General features: G+C 71.9%; 18 protein-coding genes, 5 tRNA genes and 1 pseudogene. 15 read left to right on the forward strand and 9 right to left on the reverse strand.

Translation table 11 applies throughout. The features are described from left to right. Positions 1–20 precede the first annotated feature (20 nt). Entirely contained in the window at positions 21–692 is a 672-nt protein-coding gene (locus ACWC5O_RS29945; RefSeq protein ID WP_450584215.1) for a lysophospholipid acyltransferase family protein, read from the reverse strand. A 345-nt stretch (positions 693–1,037) separates the two neighbouring features. Between ACWC5O_RS29945 and ACWC5O_RS29950 the strand changes: the two genes are divergently transcribed. The 3 genes from ACWC5O_RS29950 (at position 1,038) to ACWC5O_RS29960 (ending at position 3,365) form a co-directional block, all read left to right on the forward strand. Further along, positions 1,038–2,213 (forward strand): glycerophosphodiester phosphodiesterase, encoded by a 1,176-nt coding sequence (locus ACWC5O_RS29950; protein ID WP_450584213.1) that lies wholly within the window; start codon positions 1,038–1,040, stop codon positions 2,211–2,213. 102 nt (positions 2,214–2,315) lie between these two features. Next, complete coding sequence (locus ACWC5O_RS29955; protein ID WP_450584212.1) at positions 2,316–2,822, forward strand: RNA polymerase sigma factor; 507 nt, start codon at positions 2,316–2,318, stop codon at positions 2,820–2,822. Positions 2,823–2,867: 45 nt separating this feature from the next. After that, on the forward strand, positions 2,868–3,365 hold the full coding sequence (locus tag ACWC5O_RS29960; RefSeq protein WP_450584210.1) for a GNAT family N-acetyltransferase: 498 nt from the start codon (positions 2,868–2,870) through the stop codon (positions 3,363–3,365). Between the two features lie 91 nt (positions 3,366–3,456). On the opposite strand, the gene ACWC5O_RS29965 is transcribed toward ACWC5O_RS29960, so the two are convergent. Next, a complete protein-coding gene (locus ACWC5O_RS29965) occupies positions 3,457–3,882 on the reverse strand; it encodes a hypothetical protein (protein ID WP_450584208.1) in 426 nt (141 codons plus the stop codon). Position 3,883: 1 nt separating this feature from the next. Next, on the reverse strand, positions 3,884–4,243 hold the full coding sequence (locus ACWC5O_RS29970) for a hypothetical protein (RefSeq protein WP_450584206.1): 360 nt from the start codon (positions 4,241–4,243) through the stop codon (positions 3,884–3,886). Between the two features lie 56 nt (positions 4,244–4,299). Here ACWC5O_RS29970 and ACWC5O_RS29975 point away from each other — a divergent pair. The 9 genes and pseudogenes from ACWC5O_RS29975 to ACWC5O_RS30015 form a co-directional block, all read left to right on the forward strand. Continuing rightward, positions 4,300–4,812, forward strand: a pseudogene (locus tag ACWC5O_RS29975) (HAD-IA family hydrolase); the annotation flags it as partial. 329 nt (positions 4,813–5,141) lie between these two features. Next, the gene (locus tag ACWC5O_RS29980) at positions 5,142–6,242 is read left to right on the forward strand and encodes a methionine ABC transporter ATP-binding protein (RefSeq protein ID WP_450584203.1); all 1,101 of its coding nucleotides are present in this window, start codon (positions 5,142–5,144) and stop codon (positions 6,240–6,242) included. A gap of 20 nt (positions 6,243–6,262) precedes the next feature. Beyond that, entirely contained in the window at positions 6,263–6,985 is a 723-nt protein-coding gene (locus ACWC5O_RS29985; RefSeq protein ID WP_450584641.1) for a methionine ABC transporter permease, read from the forward strand. A gap of 66 nt (positions 6,986–7,051) precedes the next feature. Continuing rightward, positions 7,052–7,885 carry a MetQ/NlpA family ABC transporter substrate-binding protein gene (locus ACWC5O_RS29990; RefSeq protein ID WP_450584201.1) on the forward strand — a complete coding sequence of 278 codons (834 nt, stop codon included), beginning with the start codon at positions 7,052–7,054 and terminating at the stop codon, positions 7,883–7,885. 180 nt (positions 7,886–8,065) lie between these two features. After that, on the forward strand, positions 8,066–8,704 hold the full coding sequence (locus tag ACWC5O_RS29995) for a GNAT family N-acetyltransferase (protein WP_450584200.1): 639 nt from the start codon (positions 8,066–8,068) through the stop codon (positions 8,702–8,704). A gap of 137 nt (positions 8,705–8,841) precedes the next feature. Further along, a complete protein-coding gene (gene cbiE / locus ACWC5O_RS30000; protein WP_450584198.1) occupies positions 8,842–10,068 on the forward strand; it encodes a precorrin-6y C5,15-methyltransferase (decarboxylating) subunit CbiE in 1,227 nt (408 codons plus the stop codon). A gap of 393 nt (positions 10,069–10,461) precedes the next feature. Beyond that, a complete protein-coding gene (gene cobT / locus ACWC5O_RS30005) occupies positions 10,462–14,379 on the forward strand; it encodes a nicotinate-nucleotide--dimethylbenzimidazole phosphoribosyltransferase (protein ID WP_450584196.1) in 3,918 nt (1,305 codons plus the stop codon). Positions 14,380–14,641: 262 nt separating this feature from the next. Next, the gene (gene cobA / locus ACWC5O_RS30010) at positions 14,642–15,874 is read left to right on the forward strand and encodes a uroporphyrinogen-III C-methyltransferase (protein ID WP_450584195.1); all 1,233 of its coding nucleotides are present in this window, start codon (positions 14,642–14,644) and stop codon (positions 15,872–15,874) included. Positions 15,875–15,972: 98 nt separating this feature from the next. Next, the gene (locus tag ACWC5O_RS30015; protein WP_450584194.1) at positions 15,973–16,791 is read left to right on the forward strand and encodes a TrmH family RNA methyltransferase; all 819 of its coding nucleotides are present in this window, start codon (positions 15,973–15,975) and stop codon (positions 16,789–16,791) included. A 15-nt stretch (positions 16,792–16,806) separates the two neighbouring features. Here ACWC5O_RS30015 and ACWC5O_RS30020 read toward each other — a convergent pair whose 3' ends face one another. Beyond that, entirely contained in the window at positions 16,807–18,204 is a 1,398-nt protein-coding gene (locus ACWC5O_RS30020) for a protein kinase domain-containing protein (protein WP_450584192.1), read from the reverse strand. Between the two features lie 603 nt (positions 18,205–18,807). Between ACWC5O_RS30020 and ACWC5O_RS30025 the strand changes: the two genes are divergently transcribed. From ACWC5O_RS30025 to ACWC5O_RS30035, 3 genes are all read left to right on the forward strand, one after another. Continuing rightward, the gene (locus ACWC5O_RS30025) at positions 18,808–18,984 is read left to right on the forward strand and encodes a hypothetical protein (protein ID WP_450584191.1); all 177 of its coding nucleotides are present in this window, start codon (positions 18,808–18,810) and stop codon (positions 18,982–18,984) included. A gap of 570 nt (positions 18,985–19,554) precedes the next feature. Then, entirely contained in the window at positions 19,555–20,496 is a 942-nt protein-coding gene (locus ACWC5O_RS30030) for a phosphotransferase family protein (protein ID WP_450584189.1), read from the forward strand. An 80-nt stretch (positions 20,497–20,576) separates the two neighbouring features. Then, entirely contained in the window at positions 20,577–20,873 is a 297-nt protein-coding gene (locus ACWC5O_RS30035) for a TFIIB-type zinc ribbon-containing protein (RefSeq protein WP_450584187.1), read from the forward strand. A gap of 47 nt (positions 20,874–20,920) precedes the next feature. On the opposite strand, the gene ACWC5O_RS30040 is transcribed toward ACWC5O_RS30035, so the two are convergent. From ACWC5O_RS30040 to ACWC5O_RS30060, 5 genes are all read right to left on the reverse strand, one after another. Further along, positions 20,921–20,992: transfer RNA gene (locus ACWC5O_RS30040), tRNA-Val, on the reverse strand. A 29-nt stretch (positions 20,993–21,021) separates the two neighbouring features. After that, a tRNA-Val gene (locus ACWC5O_RS30045) sits at positions 21,022–21,093 on the reverse strand. 26 nt (positions 21,094–21,119) lie between these two features. Then, a tRNA-Val gene (locus ACWC5O_RS30050) sits at positions 21,120–21,191 on the reverse strand. Between the two features lies 1 nt (position 21,192). Next, positions 21,193–21,266, reverse strand: a tRNA-Cys gene (locus ACWC5O_RS30055). A gap of 38 nt (positions 21,267–21,304) precedes the next feature. Then, positions 21,305–21,377 (reverse strand) — tRNA-Gly (locus tag ACWC5O_RS30060). Between the last annotated feature and the right edge of the window lie 132 nt (positions 21,378–21,509).

Consider the following 21,509-nt stretch of genomic DNA (forward strand, 5'->3'; position numbering starts at 1 on the left):
CGGCCGAACCGCCAGTGGCCCTACGCGGCCTTGGCCTTCGTGGCGTACATGTCCACGTACTCCTGCCCGGACAGTCGCATGACCTCAGCCATCACGGAATCGGTCACAGCCCGCAGCACATACCGGTCCCGGTCCATCCCCTCGTACCGCGAGAACTCCATCGCCTCGCCGAAGCGAACGGTGACCTTACCGGGCCGCGGCATCCCCGCTCCACCCGGCTGCAACTTGTCCGTGCCGATCATCGCGAACGGAACCACCGGCGCACCGGTCATCAGCGTCAGTCGCGCGATACCGGTGCGCCCCCGGTACAGCCGGCCGTCGGGCGACCGCGTCCCCTCGGGGTAGATCCCGAAGACCTTCCCCTCCTCCAGGATCCGCCGACCGGTCATGAGCGCGGCGACGCCACCGTTGGCTCCGTCCCGGTCGACCGGGATCATGCCGACACCGGTGAAGAACCACGCCATCAGCCGGCCCTTGAGGCTCCTGCCGGTGACGTACTCGTCCTTGCCGATGATGTACACCTGTCGCTTGGTGACCAGCGGCAGCACCAGCGAGTCGATGAAGGTCAGGTGGTTGCCGGCCAGGATGACCGGCCCGTCTCCGGGGATGTGCTCCGCGCCCTCCACCTGTGGGCGGAACATCAGGCGCATGATCGGTCCGAGCACTGCCTTGATGAACGCGAAGCGGGACAACGGGTCCTCCGATGCCGAGGGAAGCGATATGTGTCTGTGCAGGTGAGGACATTACTCGCGGCCCCGGGGGATGCGCACATCGGGTGCGGCCGGTTCACCGAGGTCTTACGCACTGTTGACACTGGTTTACCTGCGGTGACGTCCTGGTGTCCGTCAGTGACGTACGACGACAGTGTGACGCAGGTCGCGCGGAACGCGCGCAGCCGGGTCCGACGGACCGTCATGTCTCGTCTCGCACACGACAGACGGCGTCACCCGTGTGTTCGAACCGAGGTCTCCCGTCGGTCATGTGTACGCCCCTACGATCGGCGCGCATCGAAGCGGCAGGACGGCGGGAGGGCGCTCATGGACAGCGACCGGACGAACGAGCAGACGCAAGGCACGGGACGGCGGGCGCTCCTCGGCGCAGCGGTGTTCGGCGCGGGTGGAGCGGTCCTCGGGCTGCCAGGAACCGCCCGAGCGGCCGACGCCCGGACGGCCGGGTACGGCGGGCGCGGGCTGAAGAGCCTGCCGGTGCCGACGATCATCGGCCACCGGGGCGCCGCCGGCTACCGTCCCGAGCACACCTTCGGCTCGTACAACCTGGCCCTCGACCTCGGCGCCGACGTCGTCGAGGCGGGCGACCTGGTGCCCACCAAGGACGGACATCTCGTCTGCCGCCACGAGCCGGAGATCGGCGGCACCACGAATGTCGCCTCGCACCCCGAGTTCGCCGACCGCAAGACCACCAAGGTCCTGGACGGCGTCCCCACCACCGGCTGGTTCACCGAGGACTTCACCCTCGCCGAGCTGAAGACGCTGCGCGCGGTCGAGCGCATCCCGGCCAACCGTCCGCACAACACCCTCTACAACGGGCGCTGGGAGATCCCCACGTTCGAAGAGGTCCTGAAGTGGCAGGACGAGCAGACCCGCAAGCGCGGCAGGCAGGTCTGGATCTACCCCGAGACCAAGCACCCCACCTACTTCCGCAAGCTGGGCCTGGCCCTGGAGGAACGGGTGGCGAAGCTGCTGCGCAAGTACGGCAAGGACAGCCGGAACTCGCCGGTCATCCTGCAGTCCTTCGAGCCGAGCAGCATCCAGAAGCTGAACCAGCTGGTGGACAACCCGCTCGTCGTGCTGCTCTCCTCGGCCACCAGCCGCCCCTACGACTTCGTCGAGGCGGGCGACCCGCGCACGGTCGCCGACCTGATCACGCCCAAGGGCCTTAGGGAGATCGCCGGCTACGCGCAGGGCATCGGCCCGACCCTGGACCTGATCATCCCGAAGAACGCCGACGGCACCCTGGGCCAGCCGACCACGCTGGTCGCCGACGCGCACAAGGTGGGCTTGGTCCTGCACCCCTACACCATGCGCAACGAGAACCCCTTCCTCCCGGCCGAGTACCGCAAGGGCAGCGCCGCGGACGCCTACGGCGACGTCTTCGGTGTCTTCAGGACGTACTTCGCCACCGGCATCGACGGCGTCTTCACCGACAACGCCGACACCGGCGTGCTGGCCCGCGCCGACTTCCTGGCCGGCTGAGCCGCGCCGCCCTCGTCAACACCAGGGTCGTATCGCACCCCTTTAGGGGTGACTCCGCGCCGCCCCGGAAACCTGCCGCCGGGGCGGCGCGTCGTTCCGCATATGACGCACGACTTGCTGGTCACCCTGCGCCCGCTGCTCGCCGCCGAGGCCTCCGCCGAGGCATATGCGTCCGGAGGCGAGCCGGGTGACCTGGAGCAGGCCGTCTGGCTCCGCCTCCTGGAGCGCCTGGAGACCACCGGGCCGCCGCCCGACCCGCAGGGCTGGCTGCGCAAGGCCGTCCGCGCCGAGGCCCGCCGCAGCCGTCGCACCACCCGCCTCGAACGCCCGTACGGCATCGAGCCGGCCGACGACACCCGCCCCGACCCCGAACAGCTGGCGCTCGCGGCCGCCCGGTACCGCGCCCTGCGCGACGCGGTCCGCCGGCTGCCCGGCCGCTGCCCCCGGCTCATCGAGGCGCTGCTCTCCCCGAAGGACCCGACATACCGGGAGATCGCGGGGGAGTTGGGTATCTCACAGGGCAGTCTCGGACCGGAACGTTCCAGATGTCTGGGATGTCTGCGTCGATTGCTCACCCCGGAGGTTGCGGCCCGCGAAGTGCGGGGATAGGAGTGAGGGACGACAGGCGATCAGGTGAGCGGGAGGCATGCGCACATGGGCATGAGCGTGACCATCTCGGTGGCGACCGAACAGGACACGGAGCAGATCTTCAAGCTCCAGTACCTGTGCTTCCAGAGCGAAGCAGCGCTGTACGGCAACTACCGCATCGACCCGCTCGTCCAGAGTCTCGACTCGGTCCGTCAGGAGGTCGCCGCCGACTGCGTCTTCGTGGCCCGCCTCGGCGACGAAGTGGTCGGCGCGGTGCGCGGCAAGGTGACCGAGGGCGGCGCCGCCGCGATCGGCAAGCTCTGCGTCCATCCGCGCCTCCAGGGTCACGGCATCGGCGCGCGTCTGCTGCGCGCGGCGGAGACGGCCCTGTCCGAGCAGCGCGGCGCCACGATGTTCCGCCTCCACACCGGCCACCGCAGCGAGGGCAACCTGCGCCTCTACCGCCGGGTCGGCTACCAGGCGGTGGGCAGGTCCAAGGGCGCCGACGGCGTGGAGATGATCGTCCTGGAGAAGTCGGCCGGTACTTACGCGACCACGGCGTGACAAGTGCCTGAAGGGGCGCGGGCTGTATCGGCATGCGGCTCCGCCGCGTCAGCGCGGCCAGCCACGCCCGGCCCGCGGACGCCGGCGCCCCTCAGGCCGCAGCCCTCTGCTGCGCCTCCACTTTCCGCAGCCAATACAGCGCGGACAAGGGCAGCAGCACAGGAATGAAGATGTAGTCCATCCCGTAGTCGGACCATACGGTCGCGTCGGGAAACGCCGAGGGCTCCACGAGCGTCCAGGTGCCGACGACCAGCACGCCCACCAGCTCAGCTGCGCAGCAGACTCGCGCCGCCCTGCGGGCCGTCTCGCCGCCACGGACCAGCGTGTACGTGATGAACCCGTACACGACACCGGCCACCGCCGACAACGAGTAGGCGAGCGGCGCCCGCTGAAAGTCCGTCGCGATCTGGTACGCCGAGCGCGACAACGCCCCGACCACCATCACGCCGTAGAACCAGACGAGCAGCATCCCCGGCCCGCTGGTCAACCGGGTCGGCTTCTCCTCGAGCGCCGTCATCTCAGCCTCCCCAGATGTCGTAGAGCCGTACCTCGAGCACGGCCAGCACGACGCCGCCGGCCGCCACCGTCACCGAGCCCCAGCGCGTCCGCTCGGCCAGGGACATGAAGCCCGCCGCCGGCACGCACGCGAACGCGCCCAGCAGATACGCCACGAAGATGGTCGTGCCCTGATCCGGCTTCTCGCCCCGGGCCAGCTGCACGATCCCGACCACCAGCTGGATCACGGCCAGCAGTGACACCACGGCCATGCCGATGAAGTGCCAGTCCTTGGTGGGCTGGTCCCGGTAGGCGGCCCAGCCGCACCAGGCGGCGAGCAGCAGCGCGGCGACTCCGGTCACCAGCGTCAGGGCGTTGAGCATGCGGTGACCTTATTACGGCCGAAATGGTCCGACGCCGCCGACCCCGTCGTAGACCGTACGGGCGGCCCGCGGCCGAGATGGTCGCCGGCCTGCTGCCCGCCCGCCTCGTGCCCGAGGCCGTCGCGCGGGTCGAAGAGCTGGAGGTGGAGGACGTACCCGACGCAGGTGTGCAGCTCCTGCCGGGTACCCGGGACTTCCTCGACTCGGTCCCCGCGGACCGCTGGGCCGTCGTCACCTCCGCCACCCGGCGGCTCGCCGAGGCCCGCCTCGACGCCGTCGGCATCCTGCCCAAGACGCTCGTCGCCGCCGACGACATCACCCGCGGCAAGCCCGACCCCGAGCCCTACCTGCTCGCCGCCCGGCAGCTCGGCGTGGACCCGGCCCCCCGCGTCGTCTTCGAGGACGCCCCCGCCGGACTCCAGGCGGGCCGCGCGGCCGGCATGACCACCGTGGCGTTGGCCACAACCCACCGGGCCGAGCACCTGGACGCCGACCTGGTGGTGAGGGACCTGTCGGCCTTGTCCGCACTGGTCACCGATGCCGGAGTGGAGATCTCCGTTCGCGACTGAGAACTGTCCGCCGCCGTCCAGCATGCGGACAGTGGCGGCCGGTCAGCACCGTAGGTCTGGTTTACTGATCGCATGACCACGACGAGCAGCCGCACCCTTGCGACCGAGGCGACCCTGACGCCCGGTGCTCGTTGTATGTGTTCGCGCCGAATGTGTGCTTTCTAGAGGGCCCCTGCACCACCTGAGCCTCGCGCCCCGAAGCGAGAGCCGTGGCCTGTCCCACGCCGGACCCCCGGCCTGCGTGACTGACGCCGCCCCGCGCACACGACGTTCTCCCCGGTTCACCGCCTCAGCGAGAACCGTGCCGCGTCCCTGAACGAATGCAACGCATGCACCCGTGCCCGGGCACACCCACGCCCGCGCACTCGACAGTGACGGAAACCCCTGTGATCACCACATCGGGCCTGACGAAGATTTACCGGGCTCACCGCTCCCACGGCCGCGAGGTCACCGCCCTCGACGGCGTCGATCTCCATGTCCGCGAAGGCGAGGTCTACGGCGTCATCGGTCAGTCCGGCGCCGGAAAGTCCTCGCTCATCCGCTGCGTCAACCTGCTGGAGCGTCCGACATCCGGGACGGTGAGCGTCGCCGGACAGGACCTCACCGCGCTCGCCGGCCGGGGTCCCCGCGCCGGCAAGGAGCTGCGCCGGGCGCGCAGCCGCATCGGCATGGTCTTCCAGCACTTCAACCTGCTCTCCTCGCGGACCGTGCAGGACAACATCGAGCTGCCGCTGGAGATCCTCGGCAAGTCGGGCAGGGAACGCTCCCGCAAGGCGCTCGAACTCCTCGACCTGGTCGGCCTGGCCGACAAGGCCAGGGCCTACCCCGCCCAGCTATCCGGCGGCCAGAAGCAGCGTGTCGGCATCGCCCGCGCCCTGGCCGGCGACCCCAAGGTGCTGCTCTCCGACGAGGCCACCAGCGCCCTCGACCCGGAGACCACCCGGTCCATCCTCCAGCTGCTGCGCGACCTGAACCGGCAGCTGGGGCTGACCGTCCTGCTCATCACGCACGAGATGGACGTCGTGAAGTCCGTCTGCGACTCCGCAGCCCTGATGGAGAAGGGCAGGATCGTGGAGTCCGGCACGGTCAGCGAGTTGCTGGCCACCCCCGGCTCGGAGCTGGCCTCCGCCCTGTTCCCGGTGGGCGGCGAGGCCACGGGCGCCGACCGGACCGTCCTCGACGTCACCTTCCACGGCGAGGCCGCCACCCAGCCGGTCATCTCCCAGCTCTCGCGCACCTACAACATCGACATCTCGATCCTCGGCGCCGCCATCGACACCGTCGGCGGTCTCCAGATCGGCCGCATGCGCATCGAACTGCCCGGCCGCTACGAGGACAACGTGGTGCCCATCGGCTTCCTGCGCGAGCAGGGCCTGCAGATCGACGTCGTCGGCCAGGAGCCCGTGCTGGTGAAGGAAGGCGCCAAGTGACCTGGACTGATTGGTCCGCGATGCAGCCGCTGCTGTCCCAGGCGTGTAGCGAGACGTTCACCATGGTGGCCTGGTCCACCCTGATCGCCGTCGCCGTCGGCCTTCCGCTCGGCGTCCTCCTCGTCCTCACCGACCGGGGCGGCCTGCTGCAGAACGTCCTCGCCAACAAGGTGATCGGCCAGGTCGTGAACGTCGGCCGGTCGATGCCGTTCATCATCCTGATGGTCGCGCTGATGAGCTTCACCCGCTGGGTCACCGGAACGACGATCGGCACCACCGCCGCCATCGTGCCGCTCGCCATCGGCGGTATCCCGTTCTTCGCCCGCCTGGTCGAGACGGCCGTCCGCGAAGTGGACAACGGTCTCGTCGAGGCCGTCCAGGCCATGGGCGGCAACTCCTGGACGATCGTCCGCAAGGTCCTCGTCCCCGAGGCCCTGCCCTCGCTGATCGCCAGCACCACCACCACGATCATCGCCCTGATCGGCTACTCCGCCATGGCCGGCACGGTCGGCGGCGGCGGCCTCGGCGACCTCGCCGTCCGCTACGGCTACCAGCGCTTCGAGACCGAGCTGATGTGGATCACCGTCGCGATCCTCGCCGTCGTCATCTCCCTCATCCAGTTCGCCGGCGACTACGCGGCCCGCTCCCTGCACCACCGCGGCGCCCGCTCCGGCCCCGCTCCGAAGCTGCGCCTGCTGAAGACCGAGGAGCCCGAGGCCGCCGACATCGCCAAGGTCGCCTGAGCACCCCCAAAGACTCCCCGTCCACCCATCACGGGGTCGCACCACCCTTAAGGAAAGGCACTTTTCGTGCGTAACACCGCCAAGCTCACCACCGCCGTCCTCGCCGTCGGAGCCCTCACCTTCGGGCTCACCGCCTGCGGCTCCGGCGACGACTCCGCCGGCTCCTCCGACTACAGCGGCCCGCTGGTCGTCGCCGCGAGCCCGACCCCGCACGCCGAGATCCTGAACTTCGTCAAGGAGAACCTGGCGAAGAAGGCGGGCCTCGACCTCGAGGTCAAGGAGTTCACCGACTACATCACGCCGAACACGGCGACCGACGACGGCTCGGTCGGGGCCAACTACTTCCAGAACCAGCCGTACCTGGACGACTTCAACAAGAAGCGCGGCACCCACATCGTGCCCGTCGTCACGGTGCACCTGGAGCCGCTCGGCCTCTACTCCCACAAGGTGAAGCGCGCCGACGCCCTCAAGAGCGGTGCGACCATCGCCGTCCCGAACGACTCCGTCAACGAGGCCCGCGCGCTGAAGCTGCTCGCCGCGGGCGGGCTCATCACGCTCAAGGACGGCGTCGGCACCGAGGCCACCCCGCAGGACATCGCCAAGAACCCCAGGAACCTCAAGTTCAAGGAGGTCGAGGCGGCCCAGACCCCGCGCTCCCTGGACGACGTGGACGCGGCAGTGGTCAACGGCAACTACGCGATCTCCTCGGGCCTCAAGCCCGCGAAGGAGGCCCTCGTCCTGGAGTCCGCGAAGGACAACCCGTACGGCAACTTCCTCGCGGTCAAGAAGGGCAACGAGAAGGACCCGCGGGTGAAGAAGCTCGCGAAGCTCCTCACCTCGCCCGAGGTCAAGAAGTTCATCGAGGACAAGTACCAGGGCTCGGTCATCCCGTCCTTCTGAACCTGACGGCTCGTCCGACGGCACGTATACGGCGTATCGCCACGCACGGGGTCCACTCCCTCACCCGGGGTGGGCCCCCTCGTGTCGTTCAGTGGTTTCATGCTGCATGCTGGGCAGTTCAGCGGGGCCCTGACGGTCCTGATGCTCTCTCAAGGATTTTCGAAGGTTACGGAGCGGCGCATGACTAGCACCTTCCCCAACATCTCCATCAGCACGGAGCGGTTGGTGCTGCGTCCCCTCGACGAGGACGACGTGCCCGCCCTGGCCGAGATGATGAACGACGAACACATCGGCGCCTGGACCGACGTCCCCCAGCCGTTCACCGAGGACGACGCCCGGCACTGGATCACCGAGTACGCGCCCACCGAGCGCACCGCCGGCCGCGGCCTGGACCTCGCCGTCACCGAGTTCCTCACCCAGCGCCTCGTCGGCATCGTCCAACTGGGCAAGACCAACTGGCACATCCGCTCCACCGAGCTGTCGTACATCATCGCCCCCTGGGCGCGCGGCGAGGGCTACGCCTCCGAGGCCGCCCTCGCCACCGCCCAGTGGCTCTTCGGCGACCAGAAGTTCGAGCGCATCGAGATCCGCACCGCCGCCGACAACACGGCCTCCCAGCAGGTCGCCCAGAAGATCGGCTGCATCAGCGAGGGCGTACTGCGCAACGCCTGCATAGCCCACGTCCGCGCCGAGGACGGCACCTGGACCGACCTGCGCACGGACTTCATCGTGTGGAGCCTCCTACCGGAGGACCTCGAAGGCGCCGACGGGCAGCTCGCCGACACCGGCGGCTTCACCTCGTACGCCGACTGGAACTGAACCCGGCGAGGTACGCCCGGATCCGCGCACGGCCCCGCCGCACCGCGCGTCCGCTGCCTTCACCAGGTACTCTCACGGAGCCCGCCCGAAGGGCCCCGTACCCCTGACGAGCTGCGAAAATCTGGAGACTGACGACGATGGCCGACCGGGTCACGGTGATCGGCTGGGACGGCTCGCCGCTGACCGCCACGGCACGAGCCGCCCTCGGCGCCGCCACGCTCGTGGCAGGCGCGGCCCACCACCTGGCACTCCCCGAGGTCCCGCCCACCGCCGAGCGCATCCGCCTCGGCAGTCTCGCGCTGGCCGCCCGCCGCATCGCCGCCCACCGCGGCACCGCGGTCGTGCTCGCCGACGGCGACCCCGGCTTCTTCGGCGTCGTACGGACCCTGCGCGCACCGGAGTTCGGCCTGGAGGTCGAGGTCGTCCCGGCCGTCTCCTCCGTGGCCGCCGCCTTCGCCCGCGCCGGCATGCCCTGGGACGACGCCCAGGTGGTCGTCGCCCACCCGCGCACCCTGCGCCGCGCAGTGAACGTGTGCCGCGCCCACACCAAGGTCGCCGTCCTCACCTCACCGGGCGCCGGCCCCGCCGAACTGGGTCTGCTCATGGACGGGATCCACCGGACCTTCGTCATCTGCGAGGAGCTGGGCACCGAACACGAACAGGTCTCCGTCGTCACCTCCGACAAGGCCCCCGACCACACCTGGCGCGACCCGAACGTCGTCATCGTCATCGGCGGCCCGGCCGGGGCCGCCGAGGGCGGCGGCTGGATCGCCGGGCGCGACCCGGGCACCGGACCGCGCGGCTGGGTGCAGCCGGACGAGGAGTACGGGGTGTACGGCGGCGGCCTCGGCGAAGGGGAGACCCAGCTGCTCCGGGCCGCCCAACTCGCCCGTCTCGGCCCCCGGGTCGGCGACCTCGTCTGGGACATCGGCTGCGGCAGCGGCGCCTTCGCCACCGAGGCCGCGCGCGCCGGAGCCGCCGTCATCGCCGTCGACCGGCTGGCCGACGCCTGTGCCCGGACCGAGGCGGCGGCCCGCCGCTTCGGCGTCCAGCTCCAGGTGGTGCAGGGCACCGCCCCCCATGTCCTCGAAAACCTGCCCGAGCCGGACGTCGTACGGGTCGGTGGCGGGGGAGCGGCCGTGGTCTCCGCGGTCGCCGACCGCCGCCCGCAGCGCATCGTGACCCACGCCGCGACCCGCGACGAGGCCGAACTCGTCGGCCGTGGCCTGACCGAACACGGATACCGGGTCGAGTGCGCCCTGCTGCAGTCCGTCGAACTCGACACCAGGGCCTGGACGGAGACCGAGCGGAACGTTGCGTTCCTGCTCACCGGGGAATTGCTGCGGCGCGAAGCGCCTCGTTGAGGGGTGGTGGCCGGGCGACGGGCGGGCCTGCCGGATCGCGCCCCGTGATCCTGTTGTCGTACTGCGCGCGGTAGGCTGGCCGATCGTTGTACCGCATCGGTGGCCCGGAACTTCGTTCGCCAATGTCCGGAAAACGTGCCCCTTTTGGGGTGGGTGTGGTACGGCAGAACCCGAGGACGCGCAACGTGGCGCAGTCCACAGCGGGCTGTCGCGGATCATGCTGTCGCGACGGCTGAACGGCCGGGACAATGCCACTGAATGGCTTTGTCGCCTTTTTTGGGCGGGTCGTTCGTGCCGCTGGGCACGCACGCTCGTTCTTCACTACGGGGCGGTCGGTGCGCCGTTCCGGGTGAGCTGGTCGTAGAAGCACTAACCGATGGGCGAGGGGTACGCATGACCGACACCGGCCAGGTCCCGGGCGAGGGACAGCCGGAGAGCGCAGGCATGGTGGAACAGCCGGGCGTCCCCGCGCACGGCGCGTACACCTACCTCTCCGAGGCACCCGCCGAGGACGAAGACCTGCTGCTGCCGGGAGCCCAGGGCGCGTGGGGCAACGAAGTGCAGCCACCCGCCCCGGAACCGGTCGTCGAGGCCGTCCACCAGCCGGGCCCGCACGAGACGGCCGGCCGGGACAGCGGTTCCGTCGACCTCAGCGGCGTCCGCCTGCCGAATCCGACGCCGGCGTCCGCGCCGCCGTCGCCCATCCTCTCGGCCCAGCACGACGCGGCGGCCGCGCAGCAGCAGGCACGCCGGCCGCTGCATCTGGGTCCGCCGATCCCCAACGCCTCCGCAAGCCCGGTCCGCTCCCTCGCCGACCGCGGGCCCGCCGGAGCGCCGGTACGGCAGCCGGGACCGGCCGCGACCGGGCCCGAGTACCTCGACGCTCAGCCGCTGAGCGACATGGCCCCGCAGAACGCGGCCCCCTGGGGTACCGCGCCGGGCGCCGTGGCCCAGGCCGGCACGGAGGCCCCGGCGGCCGAAGGGGTTGATCCGGCCGCGGCCCCCGAGGCCGTCGCCGACGTGCCCGACGCCGCCCAGGCCACGATGACCCGCCTTGCCACGCAGGCAGCCGTGCAGGTGCCCGGCGAGGCGGTCCAGGCACAGGCCGTGCACGGTCATGACGGGGTGCAGCCGGTGCACGGTCACGATGGTGTGTACGTCCCCCAGGGGGATCTGGACCTGGGCCAGGGGCCCGAGACCGCCGTCGCTGCCGACGCCGCCGCCGGCGGAGCCGCTGAGGGCGGGGTCGTAGCCGCGCCCGAGGTGGCTGAGGCGGTCCAGGCTGCGCAGACCCCCGAGGTGGCTTCCGCGGCGGACGTGGTGGAGCAGGGTGCTCCGGTCCAGCCGACGCAGGGCGAGGCCGCACCGGTCCAGGCACCGGAGGCCGCGCCGGTAGCGGAGGTCGCGGAGGCCGTCCAGGTGTCCGAGGCCGTTCAGCAAGCAGAGACCGTTCAGCCGGTCGAGCCCGTTCAGCAGGCGGAGGTCGTTCAGCCGGTCGAGGCCGTTCAGCACGCAGAGCCCGTCCAGCAGCCCGAGGTCGTTCAGCCCGTCGAGGTCGCACCCGTCACCGACGCCGTGCAGGCGGAGGTCCCGTCGGCCGTGGATGCGCCGACCGAGGCTGTCGTCGTCGCTCCGGCGCAGGGCGTGGCCGAGGAGGCCGACGCGGCCGTCGCCCAGATCGTCACCGAAGCCGCCGCGGGCGTTCCGGCCCAGCCCGACCCGCACGTCTCCGGCCCCGTCGAGACCCAGCCTGCCGCTGTCCCCGACCCTGCCGCCCACGCCGCTGCCCAGGTCCCGCCCGTCGCCGAGCCGGCGCAGGCGCCCGAGCCCGTGGCCCCCGCCGAGCCGACGCCGACGCCGGAGCCGGCGCACGCAGCCGAACCGGCAGAGTCCCCGGAGCCCGTCGCCCCGGCGCAGGACGCCGTGCAGTCCCCGCTTCCGGAGGGCGCCCCTGAAGCGCCCGCCCTCCTGCAGGCCCAGGGCCCGCAGCTCGCGAGTCCCGTCCCGCAGAACGGCGAGGCCGTGACCGCTCTGCCGCAGCCGCAGCCGCACCCCCAGGCGCCGGACGCCGCCGAGCAGTCCGCGGTGACGCCGACCCCGGACACCGGCTTTGCCGCACCCGCCGGCCCGCAGGTCCAGCCCGCCGAGGCCGTTCCGGCAGCCCCCGCGCCCGAGGCCGAGGCCGTGACGCCGCCCGCGTCGGCCGCCGAGCCGGCCCCGGCCACGGAGGCCGCGCAGCCGGCCCCCGCCGGTACCACCGAACCGCAGCCCTCCAGCGTCCCGCTGCAGCCGCACCCCGAGCAGCCGCTCGGGCAGTTCGTGCCCGTCGAGGGCCAGGTGCCGACCACCCCGCACCTGGCGCCGACCCCGCCGCAGCCCCTCGTCCTGCCCGCCCAGGAGCAGCAGGAGCCCGTCGCCACGGTCCCCGCGCCGCGCGAGGCCGAGTCCGCTGCCGGACCGGCGGCATCGGTCGACGAGCACGCCCCCGACGTCGTACAGCACGCGGAGGACCTGGAGACCAGGGCCGCCGACCAGGAAGAGGGCACGGCCGCAGTGGAAGAGGCAGGACAGTCCACCGGACCGGCCGCTCCGGCCTACGACGACGCCGAGCGCGAGGCCGTCCTGAAGGTGATGCGCGAGCGGCGCGACATCCGCAACGGCTTCCGCAGCGACCCGATCCCGCACGAGGTGCTGCTGCGCGTCCTGGAGGCCGCCCACACGGCGCCCTCCGTGGGCCACTCGCAGCCCTGGGACTTCGTCGTCATCCGGTCCGCCGACACCCGCCGCACCATGCACGAACTGGCCATGCGCCAGCGTGAGGCGTACGCCAAGTCGCTGCCCAAGGGCCGGGCCAAGCAGTTCAAGGAACTCAAGATCGAGGCCATCCTCGACACCCCGGTGAACATCGTCGTCACCGCGGACCCGACCCGCGGCGGCCGCCACACCCTCGGCCGGCACACCCAGCCCCAGATGGCGCCGTACTCCTCCGCGCTCGCGGTCGAGAACCTCTGGCTCGCCGCGCGCGCCGAAGGCCTCGGCGTCGGCTGGGTCAGCTTCTTCGACGAGCGGGAGATGGTCCGCGCGCTCGGCCTGCCCGAGCACCTCGAAGTCGTCGCCTACCTGTGTGTCGGGTACGTCGACGAGTTCCCGGACGAGCCCGAGTTGATGCAGGCCGGCTGGTCCAAGCGGCGCCCGCTGTCCTGGGTGGTGCACGAGGAGACGTACGGCCGCCGCGCCCTGCCCGGAGAGGAACCCCACGACCTGCTTGCCGAGACCGTCGCACAGATCCGCCCGCTGGACGCCAAGGCGCTCGGCGAGGCCTGGGAGCGCCAGAAGCGCATGACCAAGCCGGCCGGCGCGCTCGGCATGCTGGAGATCATCTCCGCGCAGCTGTCGGGCCTGTCCCGGCAGTGCCCGCCGCCGATCCCGGAGCCCGCAGCCGTCGCCATCTTCGCCGGCGACCACGGGGTCCACGCCCAGGGCGTCACCCCCTGGCCGCAGGAGGTCACCGCGCAGATGGTGGCCAACTTCCTGGGCGGGGGAGCGGTCTGCAACGCCTTCGCCAACCAGGTCGGCGCCGAGGTGTGCGTCGTGGACGTCGGTGTCGCCGCGGACCTGCCGGCCACGCCGGGTCTGCTGCCCCGCAAGATCCGCGGCGGCACCTCCGACATGACCACCGGCCCCGCGATGACCCGCGAGGAGGCCAAGGCCGCCATCGAGGTGGGCATCGAGACCGCCCGCGACCTGGTGGCCGCGGGGAACAAGGCGCTGCTCACCGGTGAGATGGGCATCGCCAACACGACGGCGTCCGCCGCGCTCATCTCCGTCTTCACGGGCGCCGACCCGGCGGAGGTGACCGGCCGGGGCACCGGTATCAACGACGAGACCCTGGCCCGCAAGACCGAGGTAGTCCGCCGCGCGCTCGAAGTCCACCAGCCGGACCCGGCCGACCCGATCGGCGTCCTCGCGGCGATCGGCGGCTTCGAACACGCGGCTATGGTCGGCCTGCTGCTGGGCGGAGCCTCCCTCCGCACCCCGGTGATCCTGGACGGCGTCAGTGCCGGCGCCGCGGCTCTCGTGGCCCGCGCGATCGCCCCCGAGGTCCTCGCGGCCTGCATCGCCGGCCACCGCAGCGCCGAGCCCGGCCATGTCGCCGCCCTCAACAAGCTGGGCCTGCGTCCCCTGGTCGACCTCGACCTCCGCCTCGGCGAGGGCACGGGCGCCCTCCTGGCCCTGCCGCTGGTGCAGAGCACGGCCAGGGCCATGCACGAGGTGGCGACCTTCGATTCGGCGGGGGTCACCGAGAAGTAGGAGGCGGCAGCTCCGGGTTCCTTTTCGACGGGCCGGTGGTCGTGGGCAGTCGTTCCGCTGGGGCGATGGGGGTCCCCCCCGCTCCAGCGAAGCCGAGAGTGGTGGGTGGGCACAACCACCCACAGCCGCGCAGTCGGCGACGTTGCCCAGCCACCGGACACCCGACCCGCCCCTCCCCGCGCCAACGTAAAATCCGCACGTCAGGGCCACCGCAAAGCCGCAGAGGCCTCGCAGTGCACAGCCGCAAGAGGAGTCGCCCCTCATGGCCGAACACCCCGCCTACCCCGTAGGCCTCCGCCTCTCCGGCCGCCGAGTGGTCGTCCTCGGCGGCGGCCAGGTCGCCCAGCGCCGCCTCCCCGCACTGATCGCGGCAGGCGCGGACATCCTCCTCGTGTCACCCGAGGCGACCCCCTCCGTGGAGGCGATGGCGGACGCGGGCGAGATCACCTGGGAGCGGCGCCCCTACGCGGACGGCGACCTCGCAGCCGCCTGGTACGCCCTCATCGCCACCAGCGACCCCGAGACCAACGCCCAGGCCTCCGCCGAGGCGGAGCGCCACCGCGTCTGGTGCGTCCGTTCCGACGACGCCGACCAGGCGACGGCCTGGACCCCGGCGACCGGCCACAGCGAGGGCGTCACGATCGCCGTCCTCACCACGGACGCCAAGGGCCGCGACCCCCGTCACACCGCCGCCATCCGCGACGCGGTGGTCGAGGGCCTGCGCGACGGCACCCTCGTCGCCCCGCACCACCGCACCCGTACGCCCGGCGTGGCCCTCGTCGGCGGCGGCCCCGGCGACCCGGACCTCATCACCGTCCGCGGCCGCCGCCTCCTCGCCGAGGCCGACGTCGTCATCGCGGACCGGCTCGGCCCGCGCGACCTGCTCGCCGAACTCCCGCCGCACGTCGAGGTCATCGACGCCGCGAAGATCCCGTACGGCCGGTACATGGCCCAGGAGGCCATCAACAACGCGCTGATCGAGCACGCCAAGCAGGGCAAGTCCGTCGTGCGGCTCAAGGGCGGCGACCCGTTCGTCTTCGGCAGGGGCATGGAGGAGGTCCAGGCGCTCGCCGAGGTCGGCATCCCGTGCACGGTCGTGCCGGGCATCTCCAGCTCGATCTCCGTCCCCGGCGCGGCCGGCATCCCGGTCACCCACCGCGGCGTCGCCCATGAGTTCACCGTGGTCAGCGGCCATGTGGCCCCGGACGACGAGCGCTCCCTGGTCGACTGGCCGTCGCTGGCCAGGCTGACCGGCACGCTCGTGATCCTGATGGGCGTCGACAAGATCGGGAAGATCGCCGAGACGCTCGTCGCGCACGGCAAGTCGCCCGAGACCCCCGTCGCCCTCGTCCAGGAGGGCACGACGGCCGCCCAGCGCCGCGTGGACGCGACCCTCGCCACGGTCGCCGAGACAGTACGCGCCGAGGACGTGAAGCCCCCGGCGGTCGTCGTCATCGGCGAGGTCGTGAACGTCGGCCCGGAGCCTGCGGCTTGATGCGTTTGCCCGTGCCGGCGGGGCCGGCACGTAACCCGGGGTAACACAACCCGCTCCCAGCCGTTGGCAGCACACCCAGGACAAGGCAGTATCACCCTGTGGCCGATCTCATCACCGTTGAGGATCCCGACGACCCGCGCCTGCGCGACTACACGGGCCTGACCGACGTCGAACTGCGCCGCAAGCGCGAGCCGGCCGAGGGCCTGTTCATCGCCGAGGGCGAGAAGGTCATCCGAAGGGCCAAGGAAGCCGGCTACGAGATGCGCTCCATGCTGCTCTCGGCCAAGTGGATCGACGTCATGCGCGACGTCATCGACGAACTCCCGGCCCCCGTGTACGCGGTCAGTCCGGAACTCGCCGAGCAGGTCACCGGCTACCACGTGCACCGCGGCGCCCTCGCCTCCATGCAGCGCAAGCCGCTGCCGACGGCGGCGGAACTGCTCCGCTCCGCCCGCCGGGTGGTGGTCATGGAGTCGGTCAACGACCACACCAACATCGGCGCGATCTTCCGCTCGGCGGCCGCACTCGGCATGGACGCGGTACTGCTGTCGCCCGACTGCGCCGACCCGCTGTACCGCCGTAGCGTCAAGGTCTCCATGGGCGCGGTGTTCTCCGTGCCGTACGCCCGCCTGGAGACCTGGCCGAAGGGTCTGGAGTCGGTGCGCGAGGCGGGGTTCACGCTCCTCGCGCTCACTCCGGACGAGAAGGCCAGGAGCCTGGACGAGGCCGCTCCGCACCGGATGGACCGGGTCGCCCTGATGCTCGGCGCCGAGGGGGACGGTCTGTCCACGCAGGCCCTGGTCGCCGCCGACGAATGGGTGCGCATCCCCATGTCCCACGGGGTCGACTCCCTCAACGTGGGCGCGGCGGCCGCGGTGGCCTTCTACGCGGTGGCCTCGGGGCGGCCGGTTTCCTGAGCCGGTCCGGGGAGGTCAGTTCCCGGACCCGGAGCTGGACTCGAACGTCGACTCGTACCGCTGCGACATCAGCTTCCCGTCGTCCAGCGGCTTGAAGCTCGGCTGCACGTGCTGCGGCTGCCGGCCGTCGTCGCCGCCGAGGCCGCGGGCCGGACCCTGACAGCCCTGCGCCACCGCGATGCCGAGCGCCACCAGCAGCGTCACGACCACGAACACGAACAGCCGCTGGCGCAGCAGCCGGGGATTGGCCGGGCGGCGGCCGGTTCCCGTCGCGCGCGGCGCCGGACGCCCGGTACCGCTGCGCGGAGCGGGCCGGCTTCCGCTGCCCGAGCGCGTGCCGCCGGCGCGGGGCGCCGGAGTGGGGCGGGCCGTACCCGGCCGGGAGGCGACGCCCCCGCCGCGCGAGGCGCTGCCGCCCCGCGAGGGGGTACCGCCCCGGGCGGGCGTGCCGCCGCGCGGCACCGGGGTGCCGGGGGAGGTGCGCCGCTGGTTGCGCTGCGGCTCGGGGTAGGTGTCCACGAGCCGGCCGGTGGGCCGGTCCGCCTCCCCGGCGCGCGGCGCGGGCGGCCGTACGTCGTTCAGGCCCTGCGCCTCGCGGGCGGCGATCTCCTTGAGCCGCAGCGACAGTTGAAGGGTGCTCGGCCGGTCGTCGGGATCCTTGGCCAGACAGGCCCGCACCAGCGGGGCGAGGGCGTCCGGAACGCCGTACAGCTGCGGCTCCTCGTGCACCACGCGGTACAGCATGACCTCGGAACTGCCCTGCCCGAAGGGCGAGTCGCCGGTCGAGGCGTAGGCCAGGGTCGCGCCGAGGGAGAAGACGTCCGTGGCCGGCGTCACGGCCGCGCCGCGCACCTGCTCGGGAGCGAGGAAGCCGGGGGAGCCGACGGCGGTGCCGACGTGGGTGAGCGTGGAGGCGCCGGTGGCCCAGGCGATACCGAAGTCGATGATCCGCGGCCCCTTGGGGGACAGCAGGATGTTGGAAGGCTTCAGGTCCCGGTGGACGACACCGGCCTCGTGCACGGCGACGAGTCCCTCGGACAGGGCCGCGCCGACCGCCGCCGCCTCGGCCGCGCCGAGCGGGCCCTCGTCGGCGACCTTGTCGTGCAGGGAGGGCCCGGGCACGTACTGCGTCGCGAACCACGGCCGGTCGGCCTCCAGGTCCGCCGCCACCAGCCGTGCGGTGCAGCCGCCCCTGATGCGCCGGGCCGCCGAGACCTCACGGGCGAACCGCGACCGGAACTCCTGGTCCTCCGCCAGATCGGGCCGGATCACCTTCAGCGCGACCCGCTGCCCCTTCTTGTCGGATCCGAGGTAGACCACGCCCATTCCGCCCGCGCCGAGCCGTCGGTGAAGCCTGAACGAGCCGACGACGCGCGGGTCCTCGCGCCTCAGGCGCATCATCGCCATGTTCATCCCCGCTGCCCGGTCCCTGTGACGTGGCACAGCTTACGTTTCCACAGCCGCCTGCGCGCAGAGGCCGCGCCCTCTGGGGCGGATGGATTGTGCGGCGCCGGGAGCACGAGGTGAAACACGGTCAGGAAGCCGCTCCCTGCGGTGCCTTTGGGGCGCCCGTGACTTCAACGTGCAGACGTGGCAGGGAGGTTGGACCCGGCCGGAGTGGCCATGGACGGGGAGAAGTGTCCACGGAAGGGACACCGCGCCGACCCGCCCACCCGCCACCCGGAACCGGCCACCGCGCGGACGCACCACACCCCCTCATGCCACTCGGAGTGATCGAAGTCACTCGCGCACCCCGCCAACTGGTCCGGAAATGACAGGACACAGCGGGCGTCCCCTCAGGGAAGACCCCTAGACCTAGGACCCTGTCTCCACCCAGGGGAGTACTCCGCAGGTCATGGCTCATCCTCCGGGAGGCCCGCGATTCGGTACGAAGGCATGACGCCCGCCGGGGGCCGCGCGCCTAGATTTGAGGTCAAGCGGCGGGTGCAGCACTCGTCCCCCGAGGTCAGGCACCCGCCGCTGCCAACTACAACCGAGACGGTCAGGAGAGGGACCATGGCCCACCCGGCACCGCGACGTACGACGTTCGCCCCCCGCCGGACGGGCCGTCGCCACCCCCTGGTGGCGATGCTCATGGCCCTTCCCCTGGCGGCCCTGCTCCTCCTCGTCTTCGACGGCTGGGAGACAGTGGCCACACAGGCGTCGTCCGTGGGTGCGATGCTGGGGCGCTGAGCGGCGACCCCAGGCCCGGAAGAGCGGTCCGGGCGGGGACATCGATCCATGAAACCCCGTGGGGACGGGGGTGCGGCGGACGGCACAAATGCCGGCGCAGCTGGGGAGCTGCGCCGGCATTACGCCGTTTCGAGCCTTCATCGTGACCGACTGCGGGCCGGTGGGGCCTGATCGCGCGGTTCCCGCACCCCTGGGGAGTTGCAGCACCGTCGCCCGCACAGCTGCCGTACCTGGCTGAGCACAGTGGTGCCGCTGGGCCGGCGGCCCACCCGGCGCGGCTGCCATGCCGTCGTAGCCGCCGGGCCGACGCCCATCCGGCAGCGGTTGCCATGCCGCCGTAGCTGCGGGCAGTCGTGCCGCCGGGGCGGCACGGGTGGGCGCAGCGGCACCGCAAGCGCGGACAACCGAAACCCGCCCCCGGCCGCAGCGCTGGGCACCCGTGCAGCCGACTCCTGGCCGGCCGCAGCACCGGGCACCAATGCAGCGCCCCGGCAAGCCCCGCCCCCGCCAAGCCCCACCCCCGGCACCCCGCGTACGCTCACCGCACCCACCCCACCCACCGAGGCCCCCGTGAACCTAGTTGCCGCTCTCACCGCAAAACTCACAGCCACCGCTCACCCCCGAACCGGCGGAGCCACCTGCGCCTGCGGCACCACCCCCCTCGCCGACCGTCCCGACGCCACCGTCGTCCGTCACGCCGACACCGTCGCGAAGGCCCACGCCCCGGACACCGACCCCGCCGAGCTGACCCTCCGCCTCGCCGCGGCGGCCCGGCTCCCGGACGTCCTCCTCGCCCCGCTCAACACCACCCCGGCCACCGTCCACAACCGCCTGGTGACCTTCTGGCCGTACGGCGCCCCCGTGGACCCGGAGGACCCGGACGCCGCCCCCTGGGAAGCCGCCGCCACACTCCTCGCCCGGCTGCACCGGACGCCCCCTCCCGCCCCCCTGCCCCCGATGCGCGGCCCCGCCAAAGCCGCCCACGCCATCCACCGGCTGCGTACGGCCACGAGCGCCACGCCCCATCCCGCCGCACGCCCCGTCCTCCAGGCCTGGCACGCGCTCCCCGCCTGGGCCCGCGCCGAGGCCCCCATGCCCGGCACCCCGGCCCTCTGCCACGGCGACCTGCACCTCGGCCAGCTCGTCCGCCGTCCCGCACCCGACGGCCCCTGGCTCCTGATAGACGTCGACGACCTCGGCGTCGGCGTGCCCGCGTGGGATCTCGCCCGCCCGGCCTCCTGGTACGCCTGCGGACTCCTCCCGCCCGAGGAGTGGACCCGCTTCCTGACCGCCTACGGCGAGGCCGGCGGCCCCGCCGTACCGGCGGACGGCGACCCCTGGCCCGCCCTGGACGTCCCGGCCCGCGCCCTGACCGTGCAGACCGCGGCCCGCGCGCTCACCAAGGCGCTCGCGGCGAACCGCCCGCTGGACGAGGTGGAACAGGCCCTGGTGGACGCCTGTGCCCGAATGAGTTCCGTCCCCCACCAGTTGACGCAGGGATTCCGGGCGTAGGGTGCAACCGACCAGGGTCGGACGGAGTCTGTCCTGGGGAAACACGAAGCAGGACCAACCGGCGAGGAGTTGAGCCGACCATGCAGTGTCCGAAGTGCCATGCGCCGATGCACACGTACAACCGAAACGGCGTTCAGATCGAGCAGTGCAGCGGCTGTCGCGGCATCTTCCTCGACTACGGCGAGCTGGAGGCCCTGACCCAGCTGGAGTCCCAGTGGGCCAAGCCCGTCCCGCCGGCCGCCCCGCAGGCGTACCCGGCCCCGCCCGCGCCGGCCTGGGGTGCCCCGCACGGCGGCGGTCACGGCGGTGGTCACTACGGCGGCCACGGCGGGCACCACCGCCACAAGAGCTTCGGCCACATGCTGTTCTCCAGCTGAGCGCACGAAGAAGCCCCCGGTCGCGAGACCGGGGGCTCCCTGGTGTGTGGACGATACTGGGATTGAACCAGTGACCTCTTCCGTGTCAGGGAAGCGCTCTCCCGCTGAGCTAATCGTCCGCGGGCTGTGACGTGAGAGTCACAGTCAGTGCGCGATACTGGGATTGAACCAGTGACCTCTTCCGTGTCAGGGAAGCGCTCTCCCGCTGAGCTAATCGCGCGGGTTCGGATCTTCGAGAAGATCCAGTGGACGATACTGGGATTGAACCAGTGACCTCTTCCGTGTCAGGGAAGCGCTCTCCCGCTGAGCTAATCGTCCTTGGAGGTGGAGACGGGATTTGAACCCGTGTAGACGGCTTTGCAGGCCGTTGCCTCGCCTCTCGGCCACTCCACCAGGAGTGTAGGGGATCGGGAAGACCCCTTCTTCCTTCGAGCGGACGACGAGGCTCGAACTCGCGACCTCAACCTTGGCAAGGTTGCGCTCTACCAACTGAGCTACGTCCGCTTGTCGTTTCGGTCCGCTTCCGCGTCCCGGCGACGTGTTGAACTCTAGCGGATTCCCGGGCCAGTACAAAAACGCGTTTGCGCAGCGTGCTGCGCTGCACCCCACGGAGCACGTGGTCAGCGCTCCCGAGGG

This window comes from Streptomyces sp. NPDC001450, from assembly GCF_053597295.1.